Below are 26,863 nucleotides of genomic sequence, written 5' to 3'. Positions count from 1 at the left end.
CTTAGCAAGAAAGTCGGATTTTCATATTTCTTGGTGAACCGATTGCCAGGACCCGAAGACGAGACCGCCCACGTCAGGGCGTTGCCGGGCGACCAGCGGCACGCCGTCGGCCGCCACCGTGGCGATCACCACACGGCCGAAGCCGTCCAGCGCGACCGCCGGCGGCGCCGGTGCCACCGGCGCCGGATCACCATGGGCGGCCCACCACACCCCCAGATCGGGCCGGCCGTCCGCGTGCGCGCCGACGGCCGGGACGCCGTCGTGGCCGTCGCGCACCAGGACCGTACAGCTCCAGCCGTCGACGCCGGCGCCCGCGACACCGGCGACCGGGCCGCCGCCGTCGCCGCCGCCCAGGCCGATCGGTGCGCCCGCGCCCGGCTGCCAGACACAGACCTCGTTGGTCGCCGCGTACCGGTAGCGCAGCGCCCCGGCCTCCGGCGCGGCGGACAGACTGCCCGGCACCGCGCTCACCGGCACCGAACGGTCTTCCGTCCAGGCGCCGGACGCCGGGTCGTAGTGCCAGTGCACGGCCGCCTCGCCGTCGCGGACGCGGGCGACGAGGTCGACGCCGCCGTCCCAGGCGGGGAAGGCGACGAGCTCGTCGGCCACCTTGCGGCCGCGCAGGTGCTCCCAGGCCGACCAGCGGCCGGCCGGGTCCTGGCGCCGGGTGCTGATGCTCGCGCCCACGTTGCGCACGAAGACGTGGAAGGTGCCGGCGGCGTCGAGGGCGCCCACCGGGAAGCCGACCCGGCGGGCCTTGGGCCACTCGCGCGCGTTCGGATTGCCCACCGCGGTCCACGGGCCGAGCGGCCGGCCGCTCTGGTACTGGACGGCGGTGACGACCTCCAGGGACGGGCCCTGGGCGGAGTCCGCGCGCCGCAGCCCGAGCAGCCGTACGTAGCCGTCGGCGCCGCGCACGACGGAGAGGCCGGGCATCAGGTCGGGCGTCTCCAGGAGTTCGGGACCCGACCAGCCCGGCCCGCCGGGCGTCCGCTCCGTCCAGCACAGCACGCCCGCGGCCGAGAGCAGATGGACCGACAGCCGGCCGTCGGTGCCGGTGGTCAGCCAGCGGGTGGGGCGCGGATAGCGGGCGGCGAGGCCGCCCGGCGCGTCCGGGCCGGCGGCCGCGCGCCGGCAGTCCACGAAGACGGGCGTGCCGGTGTCGCGCTGCAGACGGCGGGCGGCGCCCACGGCGGCGAGCGCGGCGACGGCGCGCCGGGGCGGTTCGACGACCGCGTACCTCCGCTCCCCGCCGGGCACGGGCACGCTCGCCGGATCCGGGTCGAGGGTGGCGACGCGGAGCGGGGCGAGGCGGGCGAGGGCGTCGTACACCGCGGCCTCGGCCCGCGCGACGGCCTGCGCGGCCGCCCGGGCCGCCGCCTGCGGATCGTCCGGCGACGCGGCCGGATCCTCCGGCAGGCCGAGGTCGAGGCCGAGGACCAGCGGCCGGCCGACGGGACGCGGTCCCGGCCCGGCGGCGGCCCGGTCGAGGAAGCGCTCCAGGCCTTCGAGTTCGCCTGCCTCACCGTGCCCGAGGCACACGACCGCGACGGGCCGGCCCGGCGGCTGGGCGAGCAGCAGCGGAGGCGCGTCGGCCGGGGTGGCGACGACGACGGCGACGAGGTCCGGCCGGGTACGCCCCATGTCGCCCCACTTTCCTGCTGTTTATCCGTACGTTCCCTGTTGTTCACATCCATGCGAACGCATAGACGATAACTCCCCGGGGTCCTCGCAAATGTGTCCGAGCGTCCGCTTATACTTCACGACTTGACAAGAGCCCACGGAGGACTCGCAGCATGACGCAGGACGTACGCCGGCCGGCCGCCCACGGGGACCGGGATCTCCCGGCCGGCAGGCGGGGCCGCAAGGCACCCCGTAAGCGCAGGACCGGCCGGATCGTGCTGCTGGTCCTGCTCGTGCTCGTCCTCGCCGCCGGCGGCGGGCTCTACTGGATGTACGCGAGCATCGACGGCAACATCAAAGCCGTCGACATCACCAAGGAACTCGGCGACGACCGGCCGGCCAAGGTGCCCACCACCGGACAGAACCTGCTGGTGCTCGGCTCGGACTCGCGGGCCGGGGCCAACGCCGCTCTCGACGGGGCCGCGGTCAGCGGCGCCCGCTCGGACACCGCGCTCGTGGTGCACATCCCGGAGGGACGGACCCGGGCCGTGGCCGTCAGCATCCCCCGCGACACCCTGGTCACCCGGCCGGAGTGCACCCGCAAGGGCGGCGGCACGGCGCCGTCGGCCCAGCGCGTGATGTTCAACTCGGTCTACTCCCAGTACGGTCCGGCCTGCGTGGTCAAGACGGTCGAGAAGATGTCCGGCGTCCGGCTCGACCACTACATGGAGATCGACTTCGCCGGCTTCAAGGACCTGGTCGACGCCATCGGCGGAGTGACCGTCGACGTCGAGCGGCCGATCAAGGACACCCACTCGGGCCTCGACCTCGCCGCCGGCCCGCAGCGCCTGGACGGCACGCAGTCACTGGCCTTCGTGCGGACCCGCTACGGCGTGGGCGACGGCAGCGACCTCGGCCGGATCGGCAACCAGCAGAAGTTCCTCACCGCGCTGCTGACCGAGGTCAAGCGGCAGGACCTGCTGGGCAGCCCCGCCAAGACGTACGAGATCGCCGACTCGGCCACCAAGGCGCTCACCACCGACGCCGAACTCGCCTCGCTCACCGCGCTCGGCGACTACGCCCGCAGCCTGAACGGCGTCGACCCGGCGAACATGGAGACGATCATGCTCCCGGTGGCGTACGACAAGAAGGACCCGAACCGGGTCGTGGCCCACGAGCCCGCCGCCAAGCAGCTGTGGACCGCGATCCGCGAGGACACCGACATCCCGGAGTCCGCGAAGAAGTCACCGGCCACCGGCGGCTGACGAAGCCGACGTGCTGACATCCTGAGGGCATGACTCTGCCCCTGCTCGTCGTGGACGGCGCCAACGTGGTGGGCTCGGTGCCCGACGGCTGGTGGAAGGACCGGCGCGGGGCCGCCGAACGGCTCCGCGACCGGCTCGCCGAGCACGGCGGGCCCGACGGCCTCCCGTACGAGATCGTGCTCGTCGTGGAGGGCCGGGCGCGGGGCGTCGCCTCCGTGCCGGGAGTACGGGTCGAGGAGGCGTCCGGCAGCGGCGACGACCTGATCGCCGAGCTGGCCCGGAACGCACAGGGCCGGCCGTGCCTGGTGGTCACGGCCGACCGCGCCCTGCGCCGGCGCGTCGAGGAGACCGGAGCCCGCTGCGTGGGGCCCCGCAGCCTGCCGTCCGAGCGCCGCTCCTCCTCGGGCTCACCCGCCGAGGACCCGCCCGAAGCCGGCCCGACCTCCGAAGGCCCGTCCGCCGAAGGCCCGTCCGCCGGAGGCCCGTCCTCGGCGGCGGATTAGGCCGCCCACTCCCGCAGCAGGTCCTCGCGCTGTGCCTGGCGGGGTGAGCCGCCCTCCCACGAGCGGCCCCACGCCGCCATCGCCGCCAGCGTCGTCTCCATCGTCGCGGCGCCTTCCGTGAGCCGGGACAGCACGGCCCGGGAGAGGTCGGCCTCGGCCGCGGAGTAGCCGACGGCCGCCGCCACGTAGGCGGACAGCTCGTGCTCGCCGTCGCGGGCCTCCACGCACAGCCGCATCATCGGCGGGGCGTCGCCCGTCCGGGTCGGACCGATCGGCACCGCGAGGTTCATCACCGTGTCCAGGGCCACGTCGGCGAAGGCGCCGACCTGCCGCTTCAGGGTCTTCACGGGCACGTCCGCCACGGTCAGGGCCCGCACGTCCTCCCACAGATGGAGCACGCTCTGGCCGTCGCCGAGACCCATGACGCCCTGGGTGGTCAGGCGCACGCCGGGCGCCAGTCCGGACGGCTTCGCGCCCACGTACACATCGCCCTCGGCGATCCAGAACAGGCCGACCATGGCCATGGGTTGCTCACTTCCCCCGACTGGCGGCACCGCCGCCACGTCACGCGTCGAACGATCAGGTCGTCCTCGCAACGCGCGAAGGGGCCGGGAAGTTCCACTTCCCGGCCCCTGCTCCCGGCACCCGTCGGCGCCGGCACCGCTCAGTACTTCGCGTCCTGGCCCAGCCGGCCGAGGCGGCTGTTCCTGCGGCCGTACAGGAAGTAGACGACCAAGCCGATCACCATCCAGACGGCGAAGCGGAACCAGGTCTCGGCCGGCAGGTTGAGCATCAGCCAGACCGAGGCGGCGATGGAGAGGATCGGCAGCACCGGCACCCACGGCGTGCGGAAGGACCGGTGGAGGTCGGGGCGGCTGCGGCGCAGCACCATCACACCGGCCGCGACCACCACGAAGGCGAAGAGCGTGCCGATGTTCACCAGCGTCGCCAGCTCGTTGATGCTGGTGAAGCCGGCGACGATCGCGATGATGACGCCGAGCAGGATCGTCGGCCGGTACGGAGTCCGAAAGCGCGGGTGCGTCACGGAGAAGAAGCGGGGCAGCAGCCCGTCGCGGCTCATCGCGAAGAAGACGCGGGTCTGGCCGAGCAGCAGGATCAGGCACACCGTGGTGAGGCCGACGGCGGCGCCGAAGCTGATGACGCCCGCGTAGAACGGGTGGCCCACGGCCTTGAAGGCGTCGGCGAGCGGGGCGCTGGTGGACAGCTCCGTGTACTTCTCCATGCCGGTGACGACGAGGGCGACCGCCACGTACAGCACGGTGCAGATGAGGAGCGAGCCGAGGATGCCGCGGGGCATGTCGCGCTGCGGCAGCTTGGTCTCCTCGGCCGCGGTGGCGACCACGTCGAAGCCGATGAAGGCGAAGAAGACGACGGACGCGGCGGTGAAGATGCCCATGACGCCGAAGTTCGTCGGCTCGTAACCGAAGATCAGCTGGACCATCGGCGAGTCCCAGTTGGAGCCGCCGCCGGGCGGGGTGACCGCGGGCGGGATGAAGGGCTTGTAGTTGTCGCCGACGACGAAGAACAGACCGGCGATGATCACGATCATCACGACGGTGACCTTGATCGCGACGACGATCGCGGTGATCCGGGCGGACAGCTTCATGCCGAGCACCAGAATGACCGTCAGCACCAGCACCAGCAGGAAGGCCAGGAGGTCGAAGGTGCCGCCGGGCACGTCCGGTCCTTCGAGCGCGGCCGGCAGATGCCATCCGATGTTGTCCATCAGCGAGCGCACGTAGCCCGACCAGCCGACGGCGACGACGGCGGTGCCGAGCGCGAACTCCAGGACGAGGTCCCAGCCGATGATCCAGGCCGGCAGCTCGCCGATCGAGGCGTACGCGAAGGTGTACGCCGAACCGGCGACCGGCACCGTCGAGGCGAACTCCGCGTAGCACAGGGCGGCGAGGGCGCAGACGATGCCGGCGGCGACGAAGGCCAGGGCCGTCGCCGGGCCCGCGTTCTCCTTGGCCACCTTGCCCGTCAGGACGAAGATGCCGGTGCCGATGATGACGCCGACGCCGAACACCGTCAGGTCCCAGGCGGACAGCGACTTCTTGAGGGCGTGCTCCGGCTCCTCGGTGTCGCGGATCGACTGCTCGACCGACTTGGTCCGGAACATCCCGGAGTTCGCGCGTGGCTGCTGGTCCGTACTCACGTCGTACCTCCCTGCCATGGGGCTGCCCGTCCTCAGGTCAGGATGCACGCCAAAGGGCCGGTCGGCACCCGTAAGGGTGGCGCGACCGGCCCAAAGGTGACGCGGTGTGACGAAGGTGAGCCGACGGCGGGTCAGTCCCGGGCGGGCTCGACCGCCTGGGCGCTGGTCTCGAAGCGGCCGTCCAGGCGCGAGACCAGGCCGGTCACCTGGCGCGCGATGTCCGGGGCGGTCAGCCCGATCTCGGCGAGCACCTCGGCGCGCGAGGCGTGGTCGAGGAAGCGCGGCGGGATGCCGAAGTCACGCAGCGGCACGTCCACTCCGGCGTCCCGCAGGGCCTGGGCGACGGCGGAGCCGACGCCGCCGGCCCGGCTGTTGTCCTCGACGGTGACGACCACCCGGTGCTGCTCGGCGAGCGGCGCGAGGGCCTCGTCGACCGGCTTGACCCAGCGCGGGTCGACGACGGTCGTGGAGATGCCCTGCTGGTCGAGGAGGCCGGCGATCTCCAGGCACATGGGCGCCAGCGCGCCGACCGAGACGAGGAGCACGTCGGGCGTGTCGGTGCCGGCCTCGCGCAGCACGTCCATGCCGCCGACGCGGCGCACGGCGGGGACGGCCGGGCCGACCGCGCCCTTGGAGAAGCGGACCACGGTGGGCGCGTCGGTGACCTCGACGGCCTCGCGCAGCTGGGCGCGGACCTGGTCGGCGTCACGCGGCGCGGCGAGCCTGAGGCCGGGCACGACCTGGAGGATCGACATGTCCCACATGCCGTTGTGGGAGGCGCCGTCGGTGCCGGTGACGCCGGCGCGGTCGAGCACGAAGGTGACGCCGCACTTGTGCAGGGCCACGTCCATGAGGACCTGGTCGAAGGCGCGGTTGAGGAAGGTCGCGTAGACCGCGAAGACCGGGTGGAGGCCGCCGGTGGCGAGGCCGGCCGCGGAGACCGCGGCGTGCTGCTCGGCGATGCCGACGTCGAACACCCGCTCGGGGAAGGCCTTGGCGAAGCGGTCGAGGCCGACCGGCTGGAGCATGGCCGCGGTGATCGCGACGATGTCCTCGCGCTCCTTGCCGAGCGCGACCATCTCCTCGCCGAAGACGCTGGTCCAGTCGGCGCCGGAGGAGGCGATCGGCAGACCGGTGTCCGGGTGGATCTTGCCGACGGCGTGGAAGCGGTCGGCCTCGTCCTGGAGCGCGGGCTGGTAGCCGCGGCCCTTCTCGGTGAGGCAGTGCACGATGACCGGGCCGCCGAAGCGCTTGGCGCGGGTGAGCGCCGACTCCAGGGCCTCGATGTCGTGGCCGTCGATGGGGCCGACGTACTTCAGGCCGAGGTCCTCGAACATGCCCTGCGGGGCGATGAAGTCCTTCAGGCCCTTCTTGGCGCCGTGCAGGGTCTCGTAGAGCGGCTTGCCGACGACCGGGGTGCGCTCCAGGATGTCCTTGCCGCGGGCGAGGAAGCGCTCGTAGCCGTCGGTGGTGCGCAGGGTGGCCAGGTGGTTGGCGAGGCCGCCGATGGTCGGGGCGTAGGAACGCTCGTTGTCGTTGACGACGATGACGACCTGGCGGTCCTTGGCGTCGGCGATGTTGTTGAGCGCCTCCCAGGCCATGCCGCCGGTCAGCGCGCCGTCACCGATGACGGCGACGACGTGGTCGTCCTTGCGCAGGATCTGGTTGGCCTTGGCGAGGCCGTCGGCCCAGCCGAGGACGGTGGAGGCGTGCGAGTTCTCGATGACGTCGTGCTCGGACTCGGCCTGCGACGGGTAGCCCGACAGGCCGCCCTTCATCTTGAGCTTGGAGAAGTCCTGCCGGCCGGTGAGCAGCTTGTGCACGTAGCTCTGGTGGCCGGTGTCCCACAGGACCTTGTCCTTGGGCGAGTCGAAGACGCGGTGCAGGGCGATGGTCAGCTCGACCACGCCGAGGTTGGGACCGAGGTGCCCGCCGGTCTTGGAGACGGCGTCCACGAGGAACGACCTGATCTCTTCGGCCAGCTGGTCCAGCTGTTCCGAGGAGAGCCGGTCCAGATCTCGCGGTCCCCTGATACGGGTCAGCAGAGCCACCCGTGCCTCCTTGCGTTTGAACTGGTCGAGCTTGCCGATTTGTCGAGTCTAATGTTCCGTCTTGGATCGTGGGCATCGGGCCGGGGGTGGCACGCCACCCGGATGGCCGACACACCGCTGATCCTTCTGCCCCGTCCACTGGTCCGGACGCAGCAGTGCCCGGCGCCGGTTTCCCGGCGCCGGGCGGACTGTCCGTGATGTGCGTTACGCGCGTCCCGCGGTCTTCTGCGTGCGGCGGGAGACCGAGTCGATCACGACGGCGGCGAGCAGCACCGCGCCGGTGATCATGTTCTGGATCGCGTTGGACATGCCGATCATGTTGAGACCCTGCTGGATCGACTGGATCACGATCATGCCCAGGAGCGCGGACCAGACCTTGCCGCGGCCGCCGAAGAGGCTGGTGCCGCCGATCACGGCCGCGGCGATGACCAGCATCAGCGTGTTGCCGCCGCCGAGGCTCTTGGTCGCGCCGCCGGAGAGGCTCGCGATGAACAGGCCGCCGAAGGCGGCGAGCGTGCCGGAGATCGCGAAGACCGCGATCCGGACCCGGTCGACGTTGATGCCGGCGCGGCGGGCCGCCTCGGCGTTGCCGCCGACCGCGAAGACCTTGCGGCCGAAGAGGGTGCGGCGGGCGACGAAGTCGGCGAGGACCAGGACGGCCAGGAAGAGCACCAGGGCGAGCGGCAGGCCGCGGGCGCCGGCGGGCTCGTTCATGACGTACGCCACGGCGAAGACCAGGACCGCGACGACGGCGGCGCGCAGCACGATCTCGCTGACCGGGCGGGCCGGGAGCCGGGCGGCCTTGCGGCGGCCGCTGTCACGCAGCAGCGACAGCACGTAGCCGGCCACGGCGACCAGGGCCAGGCCGTAGGCGGCGATCTTGTCGGCGAAGAAGTAGTTGGTGAGGTTCTCCACCACGCTGCCGGACGGCGTGTTGATGGAGCCCTCGCCGCCCATGAGCCACTCCTGCAGGCCCATCCAGCCGAGGAAGCCCGCGAGGGTGACGACGAAGGCGGGCACGCCGATCTTGGCGAAGAAGAAGCCGTGGAGCGCGCCGATGACGGTGCCGCTGAGCACCGCGATCACGATCGACAGCCACTCGTTCATGCCGTTGCTGACCTGGAGGCCGGCCCAGACGGCGGCGCCGACGCCGGCGACCGAGCCCATGGACAGGTCGATCTCGCCGAGGACGAGCACGAAGACGATGCCGACCGCCATGATGCCGAGGCCGGAGGCGTAGACGGCGACGTTGGCGACGGAGCTCGCGGACAGGAAGTTGCTGTTCTGGAGCTGGAAGACGATCGCGATGACGATCAGGCCGAGGATCACGGGCAGGGAGCCGAGCTCGCCGCCGCGGATCTTGCGGGTGAACTCCGTCCAGTAACCCTTGAGGCCCTCCTCGCGGACGAGCAGGCGCGGGTCGACGGCCGGGACGGGAGCCGCGGACTCCTCGGGGGTCCCGGAGGCCGCGGGGACCTCGGAGGCTTCGGGAGCCTCGGAGGCTTCGGGGGTCTTGGCGAGGTCGCTCACTTGGCGGCCCCCTTCTCGGCGGTGTTCTCGGCGGTCTCGGCGATCCGCGCCTGCCGGCGGGTCACGGCGTTGTCCGTGGCACCGGTGATGGCGGCGATGATCGTCTCGTGGCTGGTGTCCTTGACGTCGAAGACACCGTTGTTGCGGCCGAGGCGGAGCACGGCGACCTTGTCCGCGACGGCGCGGACGTCGGCCATGTTGTGGCTGATGAGGATGACGCCGTGGCCGCGCTCGCGCAGCCGCTCCACCAGGTCGAGCACCTGTGCGGTCTGCTCGACGCCGAGGGCGGCGGTGGGCTCGTCCAGGATGACGATCTTCGGGTCGCCGATCAGGGCGCGGGCGATGGCCACGACCTGGCGCTGGCCGCCGGAGAGGGCGGCGACGGGTATGCGGACCGACGGGATGCGGATGGACAGGGTGTCCAGGAGCTCCCGGGCGCGCTTCTCCATGGCGATCTCGTCGAGGACGGAGCCGGAGCTGAGCTCGCTGCCGAGGAAGAGGTTGGCGACGACGTCGAGGTTGTCGCAGAGCGCCAGGTCCTGGTAGACGGTCGCGACCCCGAGGTTCTGGGAGTCGTGGGGCTTGGTGATCTGGACGGGGCGGCCGTCCCACTCGATGGTGCCCTCGTCGATCGGGTGGACGCCCGAGATCGTCTTGACGAGGGTGGACTTGCCGGCGCCGTTGTCGCCCACCAGGGCGACGACCTCTCCGGCATGGATCTCCAGATCGACATCGGTGAGCACCTGGACGGCGCCGAACCGCTTGGAGACCCCGCGCAACGCCAGCACGGGCGCAGCGGACACGTGAATCATCTCCTTCGCCGCCTGACCGGCGGGGATGTGGTGCGAGAAGGTACTGCGAGGTTTCGCGAGGGGAGTCCGGCGCCCCGCCCCCGCTTGCGGGGCGTGTGTACGGGGCGGGAGGCGCCGGACCGGTTCCGGGGGGACGGGGCGGGCTACTTGATGCCCGCCGCCTCGCAGGCCGCCTTGTACTCGGCGGTGCAGATGTCGGCCGCCTTGTAGACGTTGTCGGCGATGATCGTGGAGCCGATGTTCTCCTTGGTCACGACCTGCGCGTCGTAGAGCTTGGCCGGGATGTCCTTGAACTCGCCGGTGAGGCTGGTGACCTTGACCGGGACGAGGTCGTCGATCTTCTCGCCCTTGAGGAGCTTGACGGCGATCTCGGCGGTGGTCTCGGCCTCGGGCTTGATCTGCTTGTAGATCGTGAAGGCCTGGTCGCCCTTCAGGATGCGCTGCAGACCGGCGAGTTCGGCGTCCTGGCCGCCGACCGGGACCTTGACGCCCTGCTTGTTGAGGGCGGTGATGATGCCGCCGGCCATGCCGTCGTTGGCGGAGTAGACGCCCTGGAAGCCGGTCTTGCCCAGCGAGTCGATGGCGGCGCCCATCTTCTTGTTGGCCTCGTCCGGCGACCAGTCCGGGATGTCCTGCTCGTAGACGACCTTCTTGACGGCGCTGTCGATGACGCTGTGGGCGCCCTTCTTGAACAGCGGGGCGTTCGGGTCGGTCGGCGAGCCGTTGATCATGACAACGTTGGCGTCCTTCGCCTTGTCGCCCAGCGACTTCACGAGGGCCTCGCCCTGGAGGCGGCCGATCTTCTCGTTGTCGTAGGAGACGTAGGCGGAGATCGGGCCCTCGGCCAGACGGTCGTACGCGACGACCTTGACGCCCTTCTTCTCGGCCTGCTGGACCCAGGACTTGGTGGCCTTGTAGTCGACCGAGTCCAGGATGATGACCTTCACGCCCTGCGTGACGAGCGCGTCGAACTGCTTCTTCTGGGTCTCGGTGTCCTGCGCGGCGTTGTTGTACTTGACCTCGCAGTCGGCGCAGAGGGCCTTGATCTTCGCCTCCATGATGGGGCGGTCGAAGGTCTCGTAGCGCGTGGTCTTGTTCTCCGGCAGCAGCAGACCGATGGTCTTGCCGTCGCCGCCGCCCGAGTCGCCGGAACCGTTGTCGCCGGCCTTGCCACAGGCGGCGAGGGAGAGGGCCATGGAAACCGCGGCCGTGCCTATGACGACGCGACGCGTCACTGCGTTCATGTGGGGTTGCCTCCCTGACGAGGCCGCGACATTGCGGCCGAGGTGGCTGGAAGTCAACTCGGCCGCAGGGTCGACGTCAAGGAGTAAATCCTTAACGAGATGACAACGGTGCCATCCGTTATCTAAGTGAAGGCAGGCTGAGGCGCCGACGGCGAGCCCGACGGGGCGCTGACAGAACTCTGCAGAAGCGGCGAATCGCCCATCTCGCTCAGCACGAGCGCGAGCGCGCCCAGCACCTCCGCGCGGCCGCCCAGCGCTCCCGGGGCCAGCGACAGCTGGCGGGCGGCGCTGGGAATGGCGTAGCGCGACACGGAGTCCCGGATGGGCGCGAGGACCAGCTCGCCCGCCTCGGCCAGATCACCGCCCAGGACCACCCGGCTCGGGTTCAGAAGATTGCAGAGGTTGGCGACACCGCTGCCGATGTGCCGGCCCACGTCGGCGATCACCCGCCGGCAGCCGGGATCGCCCTCCCGGGCCAGCTGGACCACCCGCTCCATGGTCAGGTCCGGCCCGTGCGAGGGCTGGAGCAGCGGCAGGACGTAACGGGCCGCCGTGAAGGTCTCCAGGCAGCCCCGGTTGCCGCAGCGGCACACCGGCCCCGACTCGTCGAGCGTGATGTGGCCGATCTCGCCGGCCGTGCCGCCCGGGCCCCGGTAGACGCGGCCGTCTATCACCAGGCCGGCACCGACACCGCTGGCCACCTTGATGTACGCGAGGTCCTTCACGCCCCGGCCGCTGCCCCAGACCAGCTCGCCGAGCGCGCCGAGGTTGGCGTCGTTGTCGACGTGCACGGGCACGCCCAGCCGGGCCGACAGCTCGTCGGCCGGATTGATCCCGCTCCAGCCCGGCAGGATCGACGTGGAGCCCAGCGTGCCCGAGGACACGTCGATCGGGCCCGGCACGCCGAGACCGACGCCGACCACCTTGTCCCGGCCGATGCCGGTCGCCGCGATCAGCCGGCTGACCAGCTGTTCCGCCCGGTCGAAGCCCTCCGCGGCCGAGGCGTCCACATCCAGCGGCTCGGCCTCCTCGGCCAGCACCTGATGGGCCAGGTTGCCCACCGCGACCCGCAGGTGGGTGTGGCCGAAGTCGACCCCGATGACGATGCCCGCGTCGCCGCTGAGCGAGACGCTGCGGGCCCGGCGGCCTCCGGCGGAGGTCGGCGTGACCTCCACGGTCCCGCCGTCCTTCAGCTCCCGCACGATGTTGGAGACCGTGGCGGCGGACAGCCCGGTCGACCGGGCGATCTCGGCCTGGGTGAGCGATCCGGCCATCCGTACCGCCCGGACGACCCGCTCCAGATTGGCCCGGTGCAGCGAGGACTGCGACCCCGGAGTCTCCATTGACTCTCTCCACCCTACGACGTGTACAAGTTATGAAGTCCAAGCTCCTTCGAGGGGCTTGTCGTCGTCAAGTCCTCGACGGCAGTCGTATCCGGATGGAAAAGGTCCGGCCCCGGGGAAACCCACTCCCCCGGGGCCGGACCGAGCAGCGCCTGGACCGTCTCTTCCTCGTCCTCGCTACTTCAGCGTGGCCGAGGTGAGACCCGCCTGGACCTGCCGCTGGAAGGACAGGTAGACCACCAGCATCGGGATCATGGCGATGGTGACGCCGGCGAAGAGCACCGGCAGGTCCGTCTCGTAGCCCTGCTGCTGCTGGAGCTGGATCAGGCCCTGCGTCAGCACGTACCGCTCCGGGTCGTCACCGGTCTGCGGCTGCATGAGCACCGTCGGCAGCACGAACTGGTTCCACTGCCCGAGCGTGTTGAAGATGCCCACGCTGAGCAGACCCGGCTTCGCCATCGGCAGCATCACCTGGAAGAAGGCCCGGGTGTGCGAGGCGCCGTCCAGGACCGCGGCCTCGAAGACGGCCGTCGGCAGCGTCCGGAAGAAGGAGTGCATGAAGAAGACGGTGAACGGCATCGAGTAGGCGACGTACACCAGGATGAGGCCCTGGTAGGTGTTGAGCATCCCGAGCATCTTCACCATGAAGAAGAGCGGGACGAGCGCCAGGAAGACCGGGAACATCGCGCCGGCCACGAAGAAGTAGTAGATCAGCCGGTTGCCCCAGAACTGGTAGCGCGCCAGCACGTACGCCGCCATCGAGCCGAACAGCATGGTCAGCGGCACCGAGAACACCAGGACGATCACGGTGTTCAGGAAGTAGTCGCCGATGCCCTTGTTCCAGGCCCGGGAGAAGACGTCGAAGGACCAGTTGGACGGCCAGCCGAAGGCCGAGCCGGCGATCTGGCTGTCGGTCTTGAAGGAGCTGAGCACCAGCCACAGCAGCGGCAGCACGATCAGCAGGGCCCAGACGGCCAGGAAGCCGTGCGAGAAGACGTTCAGGACGACGCCCTCGCGGGCCGGCGCCGGGGCCGGCCCGGAGCCCTTGCGGACGGCGCGCTGACGGGGCACGGCGGCCCCGGCGGCTCCTGCGGAGGCCCCGGCCGGCGTGGCGGAGGCGTCGGACTTCTGGATGGGTGCAGTCATCGTGGGTTCTCCCGCTCAGAACTCGAGGCGCTCGCGGCGGGTGGCGCGCAGCGTGACCACGGACACGATCAGGGTGAGCAGCAGCATGACCACGCCCATGGCGCAGGCGTAACCGCTCTTACCGAAGTAGAGGAAGTTGCGCATCATGACCGTCGACATGGTCTCGCTGTGATGGTCGGGGCCGCCGCCGTAGTCGCCCGAGGTCATGGTGGAGACCAGGACGAACATGTCCATGGCGACGATGCCGAGGTAGACCCAGGCGGTCTGCACGGAGTCCCACAGCAGCGGCAGGGTGATGCGGAAGAAGGACTGGGCGCGGCCCGCGCCGTCGATCAGCGCGGCCTCGTAGATGTCCTTCGGGATGGACTGCATCGCGGCGGAGAACAGCACCAGGTAGAAGCCGACGCCGTGCCAGACCACGACCGCGATCAGGGCCCACAGGACGAAGTTCGGCTCGTTGAGCCATTCGACGGGCTTGTCGGCCTCGATCAGCCCGAGCTTCAGCAGGAAGCCGTTCAGCATGCCGCCGGTGTCGCTGCGGTAGACGGCGCCGAAGAGCACCGCGAGGATCGCGAGCGAGAGCACCTGCGGAAAGAAGTAGACGACCTTGTAGAACTTGGATCCGGCGACGCCCGCGACGCCGCCGGCCTTGCTGCGCCCGCCCGCGTTCACCATGAAGGCGAGGAAGAGGGCGAGCAGGATGGTGATCACCGGGATGAACACCAGGAACAGGATGTTGTGCCAGACCGCTCCCAGGAAGACGTCGTCCTCGAAGAGCGCGACGTAGTTGTCGAGGCCGACGAAGGAGAAGGTCTGCGACTGGCCCTTCCAGTCGGTCAGCGAATAGCCGAAGGTCTGGAGGTACGGCCAGATGACGAAGACCAGATAGAGGGCCACGGGTATGAAGAGGAAGCCCGTGACGAACTTGTACTGCCCTTTGCGCATGACGTTCCTGTCCCTGATGTCCCCGTCGAGATCGATACGCGAGATGGGTGTCCGCGCGTCAGTCGCGGTGGTTGTTCTTGGCCGCCGGGTCCTTGGCCGCCTTGTCGACCGCGGCCTGGGCCCGCTTGAGCCATTCGGCGGGCTGGATGCGCTTGGCCATCAGCTCGTTGGAGGCGTTCTGGATCTCGGTGTCCATCTCGCTGTACCACTCGGTGTACAGGAAGCGGAAGGTGTTGCTGCCGGCCTTCTTGGAGGCCTCGACCGTGGACTGGGTGCCGGGGCGCAGCTTGACGCTCGGGTCCACGCCGTCGGCGAGGATGGTGAGCGAGTTGGCCTCCTTGGCGAAGAGCGTCGACCACTCCTTGGAGAGCATCATCCGCATGAACTCCTTGGCCTCGGGCAGGTTCTTGGCCTTGGCCGGGATGATGAAGGGCTCGCCGGAGCCGGCGCGGATCGCCTCGTAGGGCATCTTGCTGCCGGGCAGCAGTGGCATCGGCATGAACTTCATGTCGAAGTCGGCCGGCGTCTGCTTGAGCTGCTCGTTCTCCAGCCAGGAGCCACAGGTGATGAAGGCGGCCTTGTACTGGTTCCAGCGGGTCTGGGACTCGGTGTGGGTGAGGCCGTTGGTGCCGGGCATGAGGTAGCCCTTCTCGACCACCTCGTAGATCGCCTCGACGGCCTCCTTGGCGGCGTCGGAGCCGACGAAGGCCTTCGGGTCGAGGTTGTCGATCGCCTTCATGGCCTCGAGACCGCCCTTCTTGGCGATCAGGTCCATGATGGCGACGTTGATGTAGTACGGGAACTTGCCCTGGTGGGCGAGGCCGCCGATGCCCTGTGAGGTGGCGTCCTTGCAGATGGCGAGGAACTCGTCCCAGGTCTTGGGCTCGGTCCAGCCCTTCTCCTTGAAGAGCTTGCCGGAGTACCACAGGCCCCACACCGTGTAGATGTAGTTGAGGGCGACGGTCTTGCCCTCCAGGATGCCGGCGTCGAGCGTGCCGGGGATCAGGGTGTCGCGGACCTTCTTGGCCGGGTCGTCGACGGACGGCGCGTCGAGGACCTCGGCGAGGTCGAGCAGCTGGCCGTTCTTGTGCAGGACGTCGATCTTGATCTTCTGGGCGCCGGAGTCGTCGACGAGGTCCGGCGGGTTGCCCGCGTTGAAGCGCGGCTGGAGCTTGCCGGTGATCTCCTGGGTGCCGGTGTGGGTGGCGGTGACGCCCCACTTCTTGTTGAAGCTGGCCTCCCAGGCCTTGGCGTAGTCGTCGCCGTATCCGCCCTTGAAGACGACGACGTCGATCTTTCCGCCCTTGGCGACGCCGAACGGATTGTCCTTCGTCTTCTCGCCCTTGGGCTTGTCGGAGCCGCCGTCGTCGCCGCCGCTGGAGGCGCACGCGGACAGGAAGCTCATGGTCGGCACCGAGATCAGACCGAGTGCGGCGGAACGCTTGATCAGATCGCGACGGCCGAGGCCCTCGTTCTTCGGGGCGTCGTTCTGGGCGGAGGTGGATCCCATGCTAAGTCCTCGCCTTCATTCAGGACTCAGGCGGTGTACCGGTCGCCCGTACAGATTCGCCTCCGGCGAAGGGCCCCGCCACCGCGGTCAATTGCAGCTGGGTCGTGCAGGCGTCGGGCCGTCGTTCGCAGTGGTACGACGGGCGGGACGCCGACAGGTATAGTCCACTTCCCGCCGCCGGAGCAAGATCGAAACCGGCTTTCCCCGGCAGTCTTCTCCGAGTTGAGACCTGCGGGACAGCCCTGGCTTTTCTGTCCCGGTTCCTCCCTCGAATTCTCGTCAACACCCTTGACACCGTCGGCCTTTCACCCGTCTCCTGGGTGCTCGTGCGAGCGGTTTGACAACGTTGTCTAGAACCAGCGGCAGGAGCGACGACACGGTATGCGTCCCCATCACAGAGCGGTCTGCCTGGCGGCCTCGGCGGCATTGGTCCTGAGCCTCACCCCCACGGTGGCTCAGGCGCTTCCGGGCGGAACGGATCAGTCCGGCGGATCCGTACGAGAGTTCACGACCTCCTTCGAAGCGGACGAACCGCAGCCGACCTGGCGGAACACCGTCGAAACAGGACTAGACGGAAAGAAGCGGACGTCGGGTGTCGACGGCGGATTCGTCACCGGCATACCCGGCAACGTCACCGACCGGGTGACGGCCCTGCGCGCCAGCGGCGAGAACGCGGGCGCGGGCGAGGTCAAGGAGAACCTGGTCGACCTCCAGCCGGGCACCAAGTGGCTGGTCTTCGAGCCCACCGCCTGGATCGAGTTCGACCTCGAGACGCCGGTGAAACTCGCCACGTACGCCATGACCTCGGCCAACGACGCCGCCGAACGCGACCCGCGCGACTGGACCCTCAAGGGCTCGGCGGACGGCAAGGAGTGGACGGTCCTCGACACCCGCGGCGCGCAGAGCTTCGCCAAGCGCTTCGAGACGAAGACCTACGACGTCCCCGGGGCCGCGGGCGGCGGAGCCACCGCCTACGCCCACTACCGCCTGGAGATCACCAGGAACGCCGGCGCCGGCCTGACCCAGCTCGCCGACGTCCAGTTCTCCAACGGCGACACCTCGCAGCCCGTCCCCGAGGAGATGCGCAGCCAGGCCGACCGCGGTCCCAGCGGCTCCCCCACCGCCAAGGCCGGCGCCGGCTTCACCGGGAAGCGGGCGCTGCGCTACGCCGGCACCCACAAGGGCGCGGGCCGGGCCTGGTCGTACAACAAGGTCTTCGACGTCGACATCCGGATCGTCCGCAACACGGAGCTGTCGTACAAGATCTTCCCGTCGATGTCGGCGTCCGAGACGGACCTGAACTATCCGGCCACGAACGTGTCCGTCGACCTGGCCTTCACCGACGGCACCTATCTGAGCGACCTCGGTGCCACCGACTCCTACGGCGGGCCGCTCACGCCGCAGGGCCAGGGCGCCGCCAAGCGGCTGCACGTCAACCAGTGGAACCAGGTCACCGCGCGGATCGGCGAGGTCGCGAACGGCAGGACCGTGGACCGGATCCTGGTGGCGTACGACGCGCCGAAGGGCCCGGCGAAGTTCCAGGGCTGGATCGACGACGTGACGATCGCGCCGAAGCGGCCGCGGGAGCCGTACGACCGGCTGTCCGACTACGCCTCGACGGTCCGCGGCACCCACTCCTCCGGCTCCTTCTCGCGCGGCAACACCTTCCCGGCCACCGCCGTCCCGCACGGCTTCAACTTCTGGACGCCGGTGACCAACGCGGCGACGCAGAGCTGGATCTACGAGTACGCGCGCGGCAACAACGCGGACAACCTGCCCACCCTGCAGGCGCTGTCCGCCAGCCACCAGCCGAGCCCGTGGATGGGCGACCGGCAGACCTTCCAGGTGATGCCCTCGGCCGCCGCCGGCGCGCCACCGACCGACCGGACCGCCCGCGCGCTGCCCTTCCGGCATGCCGAGGAGACGGCGAAGCCGCACTACTACGGCGTCACGTTCGAGAACGGTCTGAAGGCGGAGATCGCCCCGGCCGACCACGCCGCCGCGATGCGGTTCACCTATCCCGGTGACGACGCGAGCGTCGTCTTCGACAACGTCACCGACCAGGGCGGGCTCACCCTCGACCCGGCGACCCGCTCCTTCACGGCCTACTCGGACGTGCGCAGCGGTCTGTCGACGGGCGCGGGCCGGATGTTCGTGTACGGCGTCTTCGACGCGCCGGTCACCGCCTCCGGCAAGCCCACCGAGGCCGGTGTGAAGGGCCACTTCCGCTTCGACGCGGGCGCGGGTCGGACGGTGAACCTGCGGATCGCGACCTCGCTGATCTCCGTGGAGCAGGCGAAGGCGAACCTCGCGGACGAGATCCCGGAGGGCACCGGCTTCGAGACCGTACGGGAGCGGGCGCAGGACGCCTGGGACGAGGTGCTGGGCCGGGTCACGGTCGAGGGCGCGACCCACGACCAGCTCACCACCCTCTATTCCAGCCTCTACCGGCTCTACCTCTATCCCAACTCCGGCTTCGAGAAGGTGGGTTCGGTCTACAAGTACGCCAGCCCCTTCTCCGCGCCGGCCGGGCCCGACACGCCGACCCGTACCGGTGCGAAGGTCGTCGAGGGCAGGCCGTACGTCAACAACGGCTTCTGGGACACCTACCGGACGACCTGGCCGGCCTACTCCTTCCTCACGCCGGGCAAGGCGGGCGAGCTGGTCGACGGCTTCGTGCAGCAGTACAAGGACGGCGGCTGGATCTCGCGCTGGTCCTCGCCCGGCTACGCGGATCTGATGACCGGCACCTCCTCCGACGTGGCCTTCGCCGACGCCTACGTCAAGGGCGTGGACTTCGACGCCGAGGCGGCGTACGAGGCGGCCCTGAAGAACGCCACCGTCGCCCCGCCCAGCCGTGGTGTGGGCCGCAAGGGCATGGAGACCTCGCCCTTCACCGGTTACGCCTCGACGGAGACCCACGAGGGCCTGTCCTGGTCCCTGGAGGGCTATCTCAACGACTACGGCATCGCGCGGATGGGCCGGGCGCTGTACGAGAAGACCGGCGAGAAGCGGTACCGGGAGGAGTCGGAGTACTTCCTGAACCGGGCGCGGGAGTACGTGTCGCTCTTCGACGCCAAGGCGGGCTTCTTCCAGGGCCGGGACGCCAAGGGCGGCTGGCGGGTGCCGTCGGAGTCGTACGACCCGCGCGTCTGGGGCTACGACTACACGGAGACCAACGGCTGGGGCTACGCCTTCACCGCGCCGCAGGACTCGCGTGGTCTGGCCAATCTGTACGGCGGGCGGGCGGGCCTCGGCAAGAAGCTCGACGCGTACTTCTCGACGCCGGAGACGGCCTCGCCGGACGTGGCCGGCTCGTACGGCAGTGTCATCCACGAGATGACGGAGGCGCGGGACGTGCGGATGGGCATGTACGGGCACTCCAACCAGGTCGCGCACCATGTGCCGTACATGTACGACGCGGCGGGGCAGCCGTGGAAGACGGCCGAGAAGGTGCGGGAGGTGCTGTCCCGGCTGTACACGGGCAGCGAGATCGGGCAGGGCTATCACGGTGACGAGGACAACGGCGAGCAGTCGGCCTGGTTCCTGTTCTCCTCGCTCGGCTTCTATCCGCTGGTGATGGGCAGCGGGGAGTACGCGATCGGGTCGCCGCTGTTCACGAAGGCGACGGTGCGGATGGACAACGGCCGCACGCTGGTCGTGGAGGCCCCGCGCAACAGCGCCCGGAACGTGTACGTCCAGGGTGTGAGGCTGAACGGCGAGCGCTGGACGTCGACGGCGCTGCCGCACGGCCTGCTGGCGAAGGGCGGCGTGCTGAAGTTCGACATGGGCCCGGAGCCGTCGGCGTGGGGCACGGGTTCTTCGGCGGCCCCGGTGTCGATCACGAAGGACGACGAGGTGCCGGCGCCGCGGGCGGATCTGCTGGCGGGTGGCGCGGGGCCGCTGTTCGACGACACGTCGGCGACGGCGGGTGCGGCGGCCGGTCCGGTGGAGCTGCCGGTGGCGAAGGCCGGGAAGGCGGTCCAGTACACGCTGACGTCGTCGGCGGACCGGGCGAAGGCGCCGGCCGGCTGGGTGCTGCAGGGTTCGGCGGACGGGCTGAGCTGGAAGGACCTGGACCGGCGGGAGGGCGAGTCCTTCGCCTGGGCCCGGCAGACCCGGGTCTTCACGGTCGCGGCGCCCGGCTCGTACGCGAGGTACCGGCTGGTGCCCGCGGGTCCGGGCGGTGAGCTGGCGGAGGTCGAGCTGCTGGGCTGACGGCACGGGCAAGGGCCCTCTCCCCAGTGGGGAGAGGGCCCTTGCCGTTTCGGATCCCTAGCCGCGGATCAGGTTGCGCAGCACGTACTGCATGATGCCGCCGTTGCGGTAGTAGTCCGCCTCACCGGGGGTGTCGATGCGGACGACCGCGTCGAACTCGACACCGGTGTCGGTGGTGACCTTGACCGTGCTCGGGGTGGTGCCCTCGTTGAGCTCGGTGATGCCGGTGATGGAGAAGGTCTCCTCGCCGGTCAGGCCGAGGGAGTCGGCCGACTGGCCGGCCGGGAACTGCAGCGGCAGGACGCCCATGCCGATGAGGTTCGAGCGGTGGATGCGCTCGTACGACTCGGTGATGACGGCCTTGACGCCGAGGAGCGCGGTGCCCTTGGCGGCCCAGTCGCGGGACGAGCCGGAGCCGTACTCCTTGCCGCCCAGGATGACCAGCGGGGTGCCGGCGGCCTGGTAGTTCTGCGAGGCGTCGTAGATGAAGGAGACCGGGCCGCCCTCCTGCGTGAAGTCACGCGTGTAGCCGCCCTCGGTGCCCGGCGCGATCTGGTTGCGCAGGCGGATGTTGGCGAAGGTGCCGCGGATCATGACCTCGTGGTTGCCTCGGCGCGAGCCGTAGGAGTTGAAGTCACGACGCTCCACACCGTGCTCGGTGAGGTACTGGCCGGCCGGGGTGTCGGCCTTGATGGCACCGGCCGGGGAGATGTGGTCGGTGGTGACCGAGTCGCCGAGCTTGGCGAGCACGCGGGCGCCCGTGATGTCGGTGACCGGGGTGGTCTCCATCGTCATGCCCTCGAAGTACGGGGGCTTGCGGACGTAGGTGGACTCGGTGTCCCACTCGAAGGTGTTGCCGGTCGGGATCGGCAGCGCCTGCCACTGGGCGTCGCCCGCGAAGACGTCGCTGTAGGACTTGCTGAACATGTCCTCGCCGATGGCGTTGGCGACGACGTCGTTGACCTCGGCCTCGGAGGGCCAGATGTCGGCCAGGTAGACGGGCTTGCCGTCCTGGTCGACGCCGAGGGCGTCCTTGGTGATGTCCACCTTCATGGAGCCCGCGATGGCGTACGCGACGACCAGCGGCGGGGAGGCCAGGTAGTTCATCTTGACGTCGGGGTTGATGCGGCCCTCGAAGTTCCGGTTGCCGGAGAGGACCGAGGTCACGGCCAGGTCGTGCTCGTTGACGGCCTTGGAGACCTCCTCCGGCAGCGGGCCGGAGTTGCCGATGCAGGTGGTGCAGCCGTAGCCGACGAGGTTGAAGCCGACCTTGTCGAGGTACGGGGTGAGGCCCGCCTTGTCGAAGTAGTCGGTGACGACCTTCGAGCCCGGGGCGAGGGTGGTCTTGACCCACGGCTTGCGGGTCAGGCCCTTCTCCACGGCCTTCTTCGCGACGAGCGCGGCGGCGACCATGACGTACGGGTTCGAGGTGTTGGTGCAGGAGGTGATCGCGGCGACGGTGACGGCGCCGTGGTCGAGGGTGTAGGTCGTGCCGTCGGGGGCGGTGACCTGGACCGGGTTCGACGGGACCGTGCTGCTGACGGCCGGGGCGTCGGAGGCCGGGAAGGACTCCTGGCCCGCCTCGTCGACGCTGTCGACGTAGTTGCGCACGTCCTGGGCGAACTGCTCGGCGGCGTTGGCGAGGACGATGCGGTCCTGCGGGCGCTTCGGGCCGGCGATCGACGGGACGACGGTGGAGAGGTCGAGCTCCAGCTTCTCGGAGAAGTCGGGCTCGGCGGCCGGGTCGAGCCAGAGGCCCTGCTCCTTGGCGTACGCCTCGACGAGCGCGACCTGCTGCTCGGAGCGGCCGGTGAGCTTGAGGTAGTTCAGGGTCTCGCCGTCGATCGGGAAGATCGCGGCGGTGGAGCCGAACTCGGGCGACATGTTGCCGATGGTGGCGCGGTTGGCGAGGCTGGTGGCCGCGACGCCCTCGCCGTAGAACTCGACGAACTTGCCGACGACGCCGTGCTTGCGCAGCATCTCGGTGATCGTGAGGACCAGGTCGGTGGCGGTGGTGCCGGTGGGCAGCTCGCCGGTGAGCTTGAAGCCGACGACGCGCGGGATCAGCATGGAGACCGGCTGGCCGAGCATGGCGGCCTCGGCCTCGATGCCGCCGACGCCCCAGCCGAGGACGCCGAGGCCGTTGACCATGGTGGTGTGCGAGTCGGTGCCGACGAGGGTGTCGGGGTAGGCCTGGCCGCCCCGGACCATGACGGTGCGGGCCAGGTGCTCGATGTTCACCTGGTGGACGATGCCGGTGCCGGGCGGGACGACCTTGAACTCGTCGAAGGCGGTCTGGCCCCAGCGCAGGAACTGGTAGCGCTCCTTGTTGCGGCCGTACTCGAGCTCGACGTTCTGGCCGAACGCGTCCTTGGTGCCGAACTTGTCGGCGATGACGGAGTGGTCGATGACCAGCTCGGCGGGGGCGAGCGGGTTGATCTTCGCCGGGTCGCCGCCGAGCTCCTTGACGGCCTCGCGCATGGTGGCGAGGTCGACGACACAGGGCACGCCGGTGAAGTCCTGCATGATCACGCGCGCCGGCGTGAACTGGATCTCCTGGCTCGGCTGGGCCTGGGAGTCCCAGTTGCCGAGGGCCCGGATGTGGTCGGCGGTGATGTTCGCGCCGTCCTCGGTGCGGAGGAGGTTCTCCAGCAGGACCTTCAGGCTGTAGGGGAGCCGGGCCGAGCCCTCCACCTTGTCCAGGCGGAAGATCTCGTAGGACTCGTCGCCCACGCGCAGCGTGGCGCGGGCGTCGAAGCTGTTCGCCGACACGACAGTCTCCTTCATATATGTGCGCGTTCCACCGCATCCTGCCGCCACGTACGCGTCGTCGATCCGCTAAGGTAAGGCTAAGTTAGGTAACCCTTACCGGGTGGCGGCAGCGGTGCGCCTCGGCAGATATCTCGATGTCGAGATAACTCTAGTACATCACCGGCGCTCGGTCATGCTCGGCTTGCGCCGAGAAACGCCGCCACGGTCGCGACGAACCGGGCGGGGTCGTCCAGCCACGGATAGTGGCCCGCGCCGGGCTGCACGGGGAATGTGGCGTCGGACACCCACGCCGCGAGCCCGGCCACCGCGCTCGGCGGACTGTTGAGGTCGAGCTCTCCCGCGAGCACCAGGACGGGCGAGGCGAGCCGGGCGAGCGCGGCCCGGGTGGCGGCCGGGGTGAAGGCGCCCTCGGCGCCGAAGCCGGCGACCGCCTCCGGGTTGTCCGGCCGGCTCGCCGCGTGGTGCCGACGGGCGGCCTCGTCCCAGCGGCCGTACCAGAAGGGTGCGACGGCCTCCCAGTCGGCACCCGTGCCGTCGTTGATCGCCTCCAGGGCGGCGAAGGCGGCCGGGAACCAGGGCTCGTGGGCGCGTCGGCGGGCGAGTGCCAGCCGGACCTCGGCCGGCACGTCGATCCCGACGGCCCGCAGACCGGGCGTGACGAGGGCGAGCCGGGCCACGCGGTGCGGGTGACGGGCGGCGTACTGGACGGCGACGTTCGCGCCGGCCGAGTGACCGAGCAGCTCGATCCGTTCGAGTCCGAGGTGCGCCCGCAGCGCCTCGATGTCGTCGACGAGCCGGTCGCAGCGGTAGGTGGCGGGGTCCGCGGGACGGGCGGAGGCGCCGGTGCCGCGCAGATCGGGGACGACGAGGGTGCGGTGGGCGGTCAGTCCGCCGAGGTCGCCGAGGTACGCGGAGTCGGCGGGCCCGCCGGGGACGCAGAGGAGGGGCGCGCCCGAGCCGATGACGCGGTGGGCGAGCCGGGTGCCGTCGGGCGCGGTGAAGAAGGTCATAACCACGTTGTACAACCTGGTTATGAGCGCTGTCGAGAGCCCGCCCCCGACGGGTATAACTGAGTGATGACAGCCGAGCGGAACCCGACGGGCACCCTGACCGAGGAGCAGGTCGAGCGGATGTTCGCCGGCATGAACGAGGTCGTCCGCGCGGGCGAGGAGATGCGCCGCCTGCGCGCGGAGATGATCCAGCTGCTCGCCGGCGCCGGCTGGACCCAGGACCGGCTCGCGCGCCTGGCCGGGATGAGCCAGCCCGCCGTCTCCAAACAGGTCACCAAGCCCCGTACCGGCGAGGCGGTGGACGTGTCGCTCGACCAGCACGACGCGCCCTGGCTCGAAGGGCGCCTGTGGGGACTCGCCGAGGAGATCGCGGACACGCTCGGCGACTCCGCGCACTGCTCGCGCCTGGTGCACGTGCTTGCCCGCGGCCGCAAGCGGTTCACCGCGCAGAACGTGGACGCGTTGCGGCGCCTGGTGGAGCAGGACCTGCGGGAGCATGCGGCGCGCCGGCCTTTCGGGGCGTATCAGCACACCTACGACCGGATCGCCCGCGGCCTCGACGTCCTGGCCACGCCGGGGACGGGCGAGGCCGGCAGCGGTCCGGCCTCGGTGCGCCGGGCACTCGCCTGCCAGATCCAGCGCGTCCGGCTCCACGAGGACACCTGAGCGTCCGCGGGTGTCCGGATGGCCGATGCGCAATTGCCGTGAACCGGCCCAAGGGTGACGATCGGAGCATGTTCAGCGGCGCGCATGTGATCGTCTACACCCGGGACGCGGAGGCGGACCGCACCTTCCTCAAGGACGTCTTCCGGTTCGCCCATGTCGACGCGGGCCGCGGCTGGCTCATCTTCCAACTGCCGCCCTCCGAGATCGCGGTGCACCCCACCGACGGGGAGCCGAAGACCGAGGTCTACCTGATGTGCGAGGACATCGCCGCCACCCTGGCCGTCCTGGAGGACCGCGGCGCCGAGGTCTCACGGCCCGTCAGCGACCAGGGCTGGGGGCTCGTCGCGGCCGTGCGCCTGCCGAGCGGGACCGAACTCCCGTTGTACGAGCCGCGTCACCCGGTCGCGCACAGCCCGTCACCCTGATGGCCTACCCCACCGCGAGTGACATCTCATATCTGAGATAACGTGACGGCATGGCAGACGACTACCTCGTACGCATCGGCAAGCTCATCCGTGACGCACGCCAGCACCGCGGCTGGACGCAGACCCAGCTGGCCGACGCACTCGGCACCAGCCAGAGCGCGGTGAACCGGATCGAGCGCGGCAACCAGAACATCAGCCTTGAGATGATCGCCCGCATCGGCGAAGCACTCGACAGCGAGATCGTCGCCCTCGGTTACGCCGGACCCATGCACCTGCGGGTCGTCGGCCGCCGCCGGCTCTCCGGCTCCATCGACGTCAAGACGAGCAAGAACGCCTGTGTCGCCCTGCTGTGCGCCTCGCTGCTCAACAAGGGCCGCACCGTGCTGCGCCGGGTCGCCCGCATCGAGGAGGTCTTCCGCCTGCTCGAGGTCCTCAACTCCATCGGCGTCCGCACCCGCTGGATCAACGAGGGCGTCGACCTGGAGATCGTGCCGCCGGCCGAGCTGGAGATGGAGTCCATCGACGCGGAGGCGGCCATCCGCACCCGCTCGATCATCATGTTCCTCGGCCCGCTGCTGCACCGCCTGGACCACTTCAAGCTGCCCTACGCCGGCGGCTGCGACCTCGGCACCCGCACCATCGAGCCGCACATGATCGCACTGCGCCGCTTCGGCCTGGAGATCACCGCCACCGAGGGCCTCTACCACGCGCGGGTCGAGTCGTCCGTCGTTCCCGACCGCCCGATCGTCCTGACCGAGCGCGGCGACACGGTGACCGAGAACGCCCTCCTCGCCGCCGCCCGCCACGACGGCGTCACCGTCATCCGCAACGCCTCCTCCAACTACATGGTCCAGGACCTGTGCTTCTTCCTGGAGGCGCTGGGCGTACGGGTCGAGGGCATCGGCACCACCACACTCACCGTGCACGGCGTCCCCCAGATCGACGTCGACGTCGACTACTCGCCCTCCGAGGACCCGGTCGAGGCGATGAGCCTGCTCGCCGCGGCCGTCGTCACCGAGTCCGAACTGACGATCCGCCGGGTCCCGATCGAGTTCATGGAGATCGAGCTCGCGGTCCTGGAGGAGATGGGCCTCGACCACGACCGCTCCGCCGAGTACCCGGCGGACAACGGCCGCACCCGCCTGGTCGACCTCACGGTCCGCCCCTCCAAGCTGGAGGCGCCGATCGACAAGATCCACCCGATGCCCTTCCCGGGCCTCAACATCGACAACGTGCCCTTCTTCGCGGCGATCGCGGCCACCGCCCAGGGCAAGACCCTCATCCACGACTGGGTCTACGACAACCGCGCCATCTACCTCACCGACCTCAACCGCCTCGGCGGCCGCCTCCAGCTCCTCGACCCGCACCGCGTCCTCGTCGAGGGCCCCACCCGCTGGCGCGCCGCCGAGATGATGTGCCCGCCGGCCCTGCGCCCGGCCGTGGTCGTCCTCCTCGCCATGATGGCCGCCGAGGGCACCTCGGTGCTGCGCAACGTCTACGTCATCAACCGCGGCTACGAGGACCTGGCCGAGCGCCTGAACTCGGTGGGCGCGCAGATCGAGATCTTCCGCGACATCTGACGGAAGGACACCGCCGCATCCCGCCCGGCTCGGGACATCAC

General features: G+C 70.1%; 18 protein-coding genes and 1 pseudogene. 6 read left to right on the top strand and 13 right to left on the bottom strand.

Annotated elements, in window-relative coordinates; translation table 11 throughout:
* Positions 1-21: 21 nt before the first annotated feature.
* Positions 22-1,644: a hypothetical protein gene (locus tag ACIGO8_RS25445; protein ID WP_399734978.1), complete on the bottom strand. Its 1,623-nt coding sequence runs from the start codon at positions 1,642-1,644 to the stop codon at positions 22-24.
* Between the two features lie 152 nt (positions 1,645-1,796).
* On the opposite strand from ACIGO8_RS25445, the gene ACIGO8_RS25440 reads away from it, so the two are divergent.
* Both ACIGO8_RS25440 and ACIGO8_RS25435 read left to right on the top strand, forming a co-directional pair.
* Positions 1,797-2,888 carry an LCP family protein gene (locus ACIGO8_RS25440; protein WP_399734975.1) on the top strand — a complete coding sequence of 364 codons (1,092 nt, stop codon included), beginning with the start codon at positions 1,797-1,799 and terminating at the stop codon, positions 2,886-2,888.
* Positions 2,889-2,917: 29 nt separating this feature from the next.
* Positions 2,918-3,268, top strand: a pseudogene (locus ACIGO8_RS25435) (NTP pyrophosphohydrolase); the annotation flags it as partial.
* Positions 3,269-3,387: 119 nt separating this feature from the next.
* On the opposite strand, the gene ACIGO8_RS25430 reads toward ACIGO8_RS25435, so the two are convergent.
* From ACIGO8_RS25430 to ngcE, 10 genes are all read right to left on the bottom strand, one after another.
* Positions 3,388-3,915 (bottom strand): hypothetical protein, encoded by a 528-nt coding sequence (locus tag ACIGO8_RS25430; protein WP_399734972.1) that lies wholly within the window; start codon positions 3,913-3,915, stop codon positions 3,388-3,390.
* A 140-nt stretch (positions 3,916-4,055) separates the two neighbouring features.
* Complete coding sequence (locus ACIGO8_RS25425) at positions 4,056-5,588, bottom strand: amino acid permease (RefSeq protein WP_399734969.1); 1,533 nt, start codon at positions 5,586-5,588, stop codon at positions 4,056-4,058.
* A gap of 113 nt (positions 5,589-5,701) precedes the next feature.
* Positions 5,702-7,621 (bottom strand): 1-deoxy-D-xylulose-5-phosphate synthase, encoded by a 1,920-nt coding sequence (gene dxs / locus ACIGO8_RS25420; RefSeq protein ID WP_399734966.1) that lies wholly within the window; start codon positions 7,619-7,621, stop codon positions 5,702-5,704.
* Positions 7,622-7,825: 204 nt separating this feature from the next.
* Positions 7,826-9,151: a sugar ABC transporter permease gene (locus ACIGO8_RS25415; RefSeq protein ID WP_399734963.1), complete on the bottom strand. Its 1,326-nt coding sequence runs from the start codon at positions 9,149-9,151 to the stop codon at positions 7,826-7,828.
* Positions 9,148-9,963: an ATP-binding cassette domain-containing protein gene (locus ACIGO8_RS25410; RefSeq protein ID WP_399734960.1), complete on the bottom strand. Its 816-nt coding sequence runs from the start codon at positions 9,961-9,963 to the stop codon at positions 9,148-9,150. The genes ACIGO8_RS25415 and ACIGO8_RS25410 overlap by 4 nt, the downstream gene beginning before the upstream one ends.
* A 143-nt stretch (positions 9,964-10,106) precedes the next feature.
* Entirely contained in the window at positions 10,107-11,207 is a 1,101-nt protein-coding gene (locus tag ACIGO8_RS25405; protein WP_399734958.1) for a substrate-binding domain-containing protein, read from the bottom strand.
* Between the two features lie 122 nt (positions 11,208-11,329).
* Positions 11,330-12,550 (bottom strand): ROK family protein, encoded by a 1,221-nt coding sequence (locus ACIGO8_RS25400; RefSeq protein ID WP_399734956.1) that lies wholly within the window; start codon positions 12,548-12,550, stop codon positions 11,330-11,332.
* A gap of 177 nt (positions 12,551-12,727) precedes the next feature.
* On the bottom strand, positions 12,728-13,696 hold the full coding sequence (locus ACIGO8_RS25395) for a carbohydrate ABC transporter permease (protein WP_399734953.1): 969 nt from the start codon (positions 13,694-13,696) through the stop codon (positions 12,728-12,730).
* A 15-nt stretch (positions 13,697-13,711) separates the two neighbouring features.
* A complete protein-coding gene (locus tag ACIGO8_RS25390) occupies positions 13,712-14,641 on the bottom strand; it encodes a carbohydrate ABC transporter permease (protein WP_399734950.1) in 930 nt (309 codons plus the stop codon).
* 58 nt (positions 14,642-14,699) lie between these two features.
* A complete protein-coding gene (gene ngcE / locus ACIGO8_RS25385) occupies positions 14,700-16,151 on the bottom strand; it encodes an N-acetylglucosamine/diacetylchitobiose ABC transporter substrate-binding protein (RefSeq protein WP_399734948.1) in 1,452 nt (483 codons plus the stop codon).
* Between the two features lie 381 nt (positions 16,152-16,532).
* On the opposite strand from ngcE, the gene ACIGO8_RS25380 reads away from it, so the two are divergent.
* Entirely contained in the window at positions 16,533-20,369 is a 3,837-nt protein-coding gene (locus ACIGO8_RS25380) for a GH92 family glycosyl hydrolase (protein ID WP_399734945.1), read from the top strand.
* Between the two features lie 57 nt (positions 20,370-20,426).
* On the opposite strand, the gene acnA is transcribed toward ACIGO8_RS25380, so the two are convergent.
* Positions 20,427-23,141 (bottom strand): aconitate hydratase AcnA, encoded by a 2,715-nt coding sequence (gene acnA / locus ACIGO8_RS25375; protein ID WP_399734942.1) that lies wholly within the window; start codon positions 23,139-23,141, stop codon positions 20,427-20,429.
* Positions 23,142-23,311: 170 nt separating this feature from the next.
* Positions 23,312-24,151, bottom strand: coding sequence for an alpha/beta fold hydrolase (locus ACIGO8_RS25370; protein ID WP_399734939.1), 840 nt, complete (start codon positions 24,149-24,151; stop codon positions 23,312-23,314).
* A gap of 66 nt (positions 24,152-24,217) precedes the next feature.
* Between ACIGO8_RS25370 and ACIGO8_RS25365 the strand changes: the two genes are divergently transcribed.
* The 3 genes from ACIGO8_RS25365 to ACIGO8_RS25355 all read left to right on the top strand — a co-directional run bounded on the left by ACIGO8_RS25365 (position 24,218) and on the right by ACIGO8_RS25355 (position 26,822).
* Complete coding sequence (locus ACIGO8_RS25365) at positions 24,218-24,817, top strand: sigma-70 family RNA polymerase sigma factor (protein WP_399734936.1); 600 nt, start codon at positions 24,218-24,220, stop codon at positions 24,815-24,817.
* A gap of 68 nt (positions 24,818-24,885) precedes the next feature.
* The gene (locus ACIGO8_RS25360; protein ID WP_399734933.1) at positions 24,886-25,242 is read left to right on the top strand and encodes a VOC family protein; all 357 of its coding nucleotides are present in this window, start codon (positions 24,886-24,888) and stop codon (positions 25,240-25,242) included.
* Positions 25,243-25,292: 50 nt separating this feature from the next.
* On the top strand, positions 25,293-26,822 hold the full coding sequence (locus tag ACIGO8_RS25355; RefSeq protein ID WP_399734930.1) for a helix-turn-helix domain-containing protein: 1,530 nt from the start codon (positions 25,293-25,295) through the stop codon (positions 26,820-26,822).
* Positions 26,823-26,863: the final 41 nt, after the last annotated feature.

The sequence above is a fragment of the Streptomyces sp. NPDC053493 genome (assembly GCF_044544825.1).
Lineage (GTDB): Bacteria > Actinomycetota > Actinomycetes > Streptomycetales > Streptomycetaceae > Streptomyces.
The sequence above is the reverse complement of the archived record's forward strand: the minus strand, read 5'-3'. Positions and strand labels throughout refer to the sequence as shown.

Coding starts and splice junctions, on each gene's coding strand:
- ACIGO8_RS25445 (WP_399734978.1), bottom strand. CDS start 1,644: ATGGGGCGTACCCGGCCGGACCTCGTCGCCGTCGTCGTCGCCACCCCG.
- ACIGO8_RS25440 (WP_399734975.1), top strand. CDS start 1,797: ATGACGCAGGACGTACGCCGGCCGGCCGCCCACGGGGACCGGGATCTC.
- ACIGO8_RS25430 (WP_399734972.1), bottom strand. CDS start 3,915: ATGGCCATGGTCGGCCTGTTCTGGATCGCCGAGGGCGATGTGTACGTG.
- ACIGO8_RS25425 (WP_399734969.1), bottom strand. CDS start 5,588: ATGGCAGGGAGGTACGACGTGAGTACGGACCAGCAGCCACGCGCGAAC.
- ACIGO8_RS25410 (WP_399734960.1), bottom strand. CDS start 9,963: ATGATTCACGTGTCCGCTGCGCCCGTGCTGGCGTTGCGCGGGGTCTCC.
- ACIGO8_RS25405 (WP_399734958.1), bottom strand. CDS start 11,207: ATGAACGCAGTGACGCGTCGCGTCGTCATAGGCACGGCCGCGGTTTCC.
- ACIGO8_RS25400 (WP_399734956.1), bottom strand. CDS start 12,550: ATGGAGACTCCGGGGTCGCAGTCCTCGCTGCACCGGGCCAATCTGGAG.
- ACIGO8_RS25395 (WP_399734953.1), bottom strand. CDS start 13,696: ATGACTGCACCCATCCAGAAGTCCGACGCCTCCGCCACGCCGGCCGGG.
- ACIGO8_RS25390 (WP_399734950.1), bottom strand. CDS start 14,641: ATGCGCAAAGGGCAGTACAAGTTCGTCACGGGCTTCCTCTTCATACCC.
- ngcE (WP_399734948.1), bottom strand. CDS start 16,151: ATGGGATCCACCTCCGCCCAGAACGACGCCCCGAAGAACGAGGGCCTC.
- ACIGO8_RS25380 (WP_399734945.1), top strand. CDS start 16,533: ATGCGTCCCCATCACAGAGCGGTCTGCCTGGCGGCCTCGGCGGCATTG.
- ACIGO8_RS25370 (WP_399734939.1), bottom strand. CDS start 24,151: ATGACCTTCTTCACCGCGCCCGACGGCACCCGGCTCGCCCACCGCGTC.
- ACIGO8_RS25365 (WP_399734936.1), top strand. CDS start 24,218: ATGACAGCCGAGCGGAACCCGACGGGCACCCTGACCGAGGAGCAGGTC.
- ACIGO8_RS25360 (WP_399734933.1), top strand. CDS start 24,886: ATGTTCAGCGGCGCGCATGTGATCGTCTACACCCGGGACGCGGAGGCG.
- ACIGO8_RS25355 (WP_399734930.1), top strand. CDS start 25,293: ATGGCAGACGACTACCTCGTACGCATCGGCAAGCTCATCCGTGACGCA.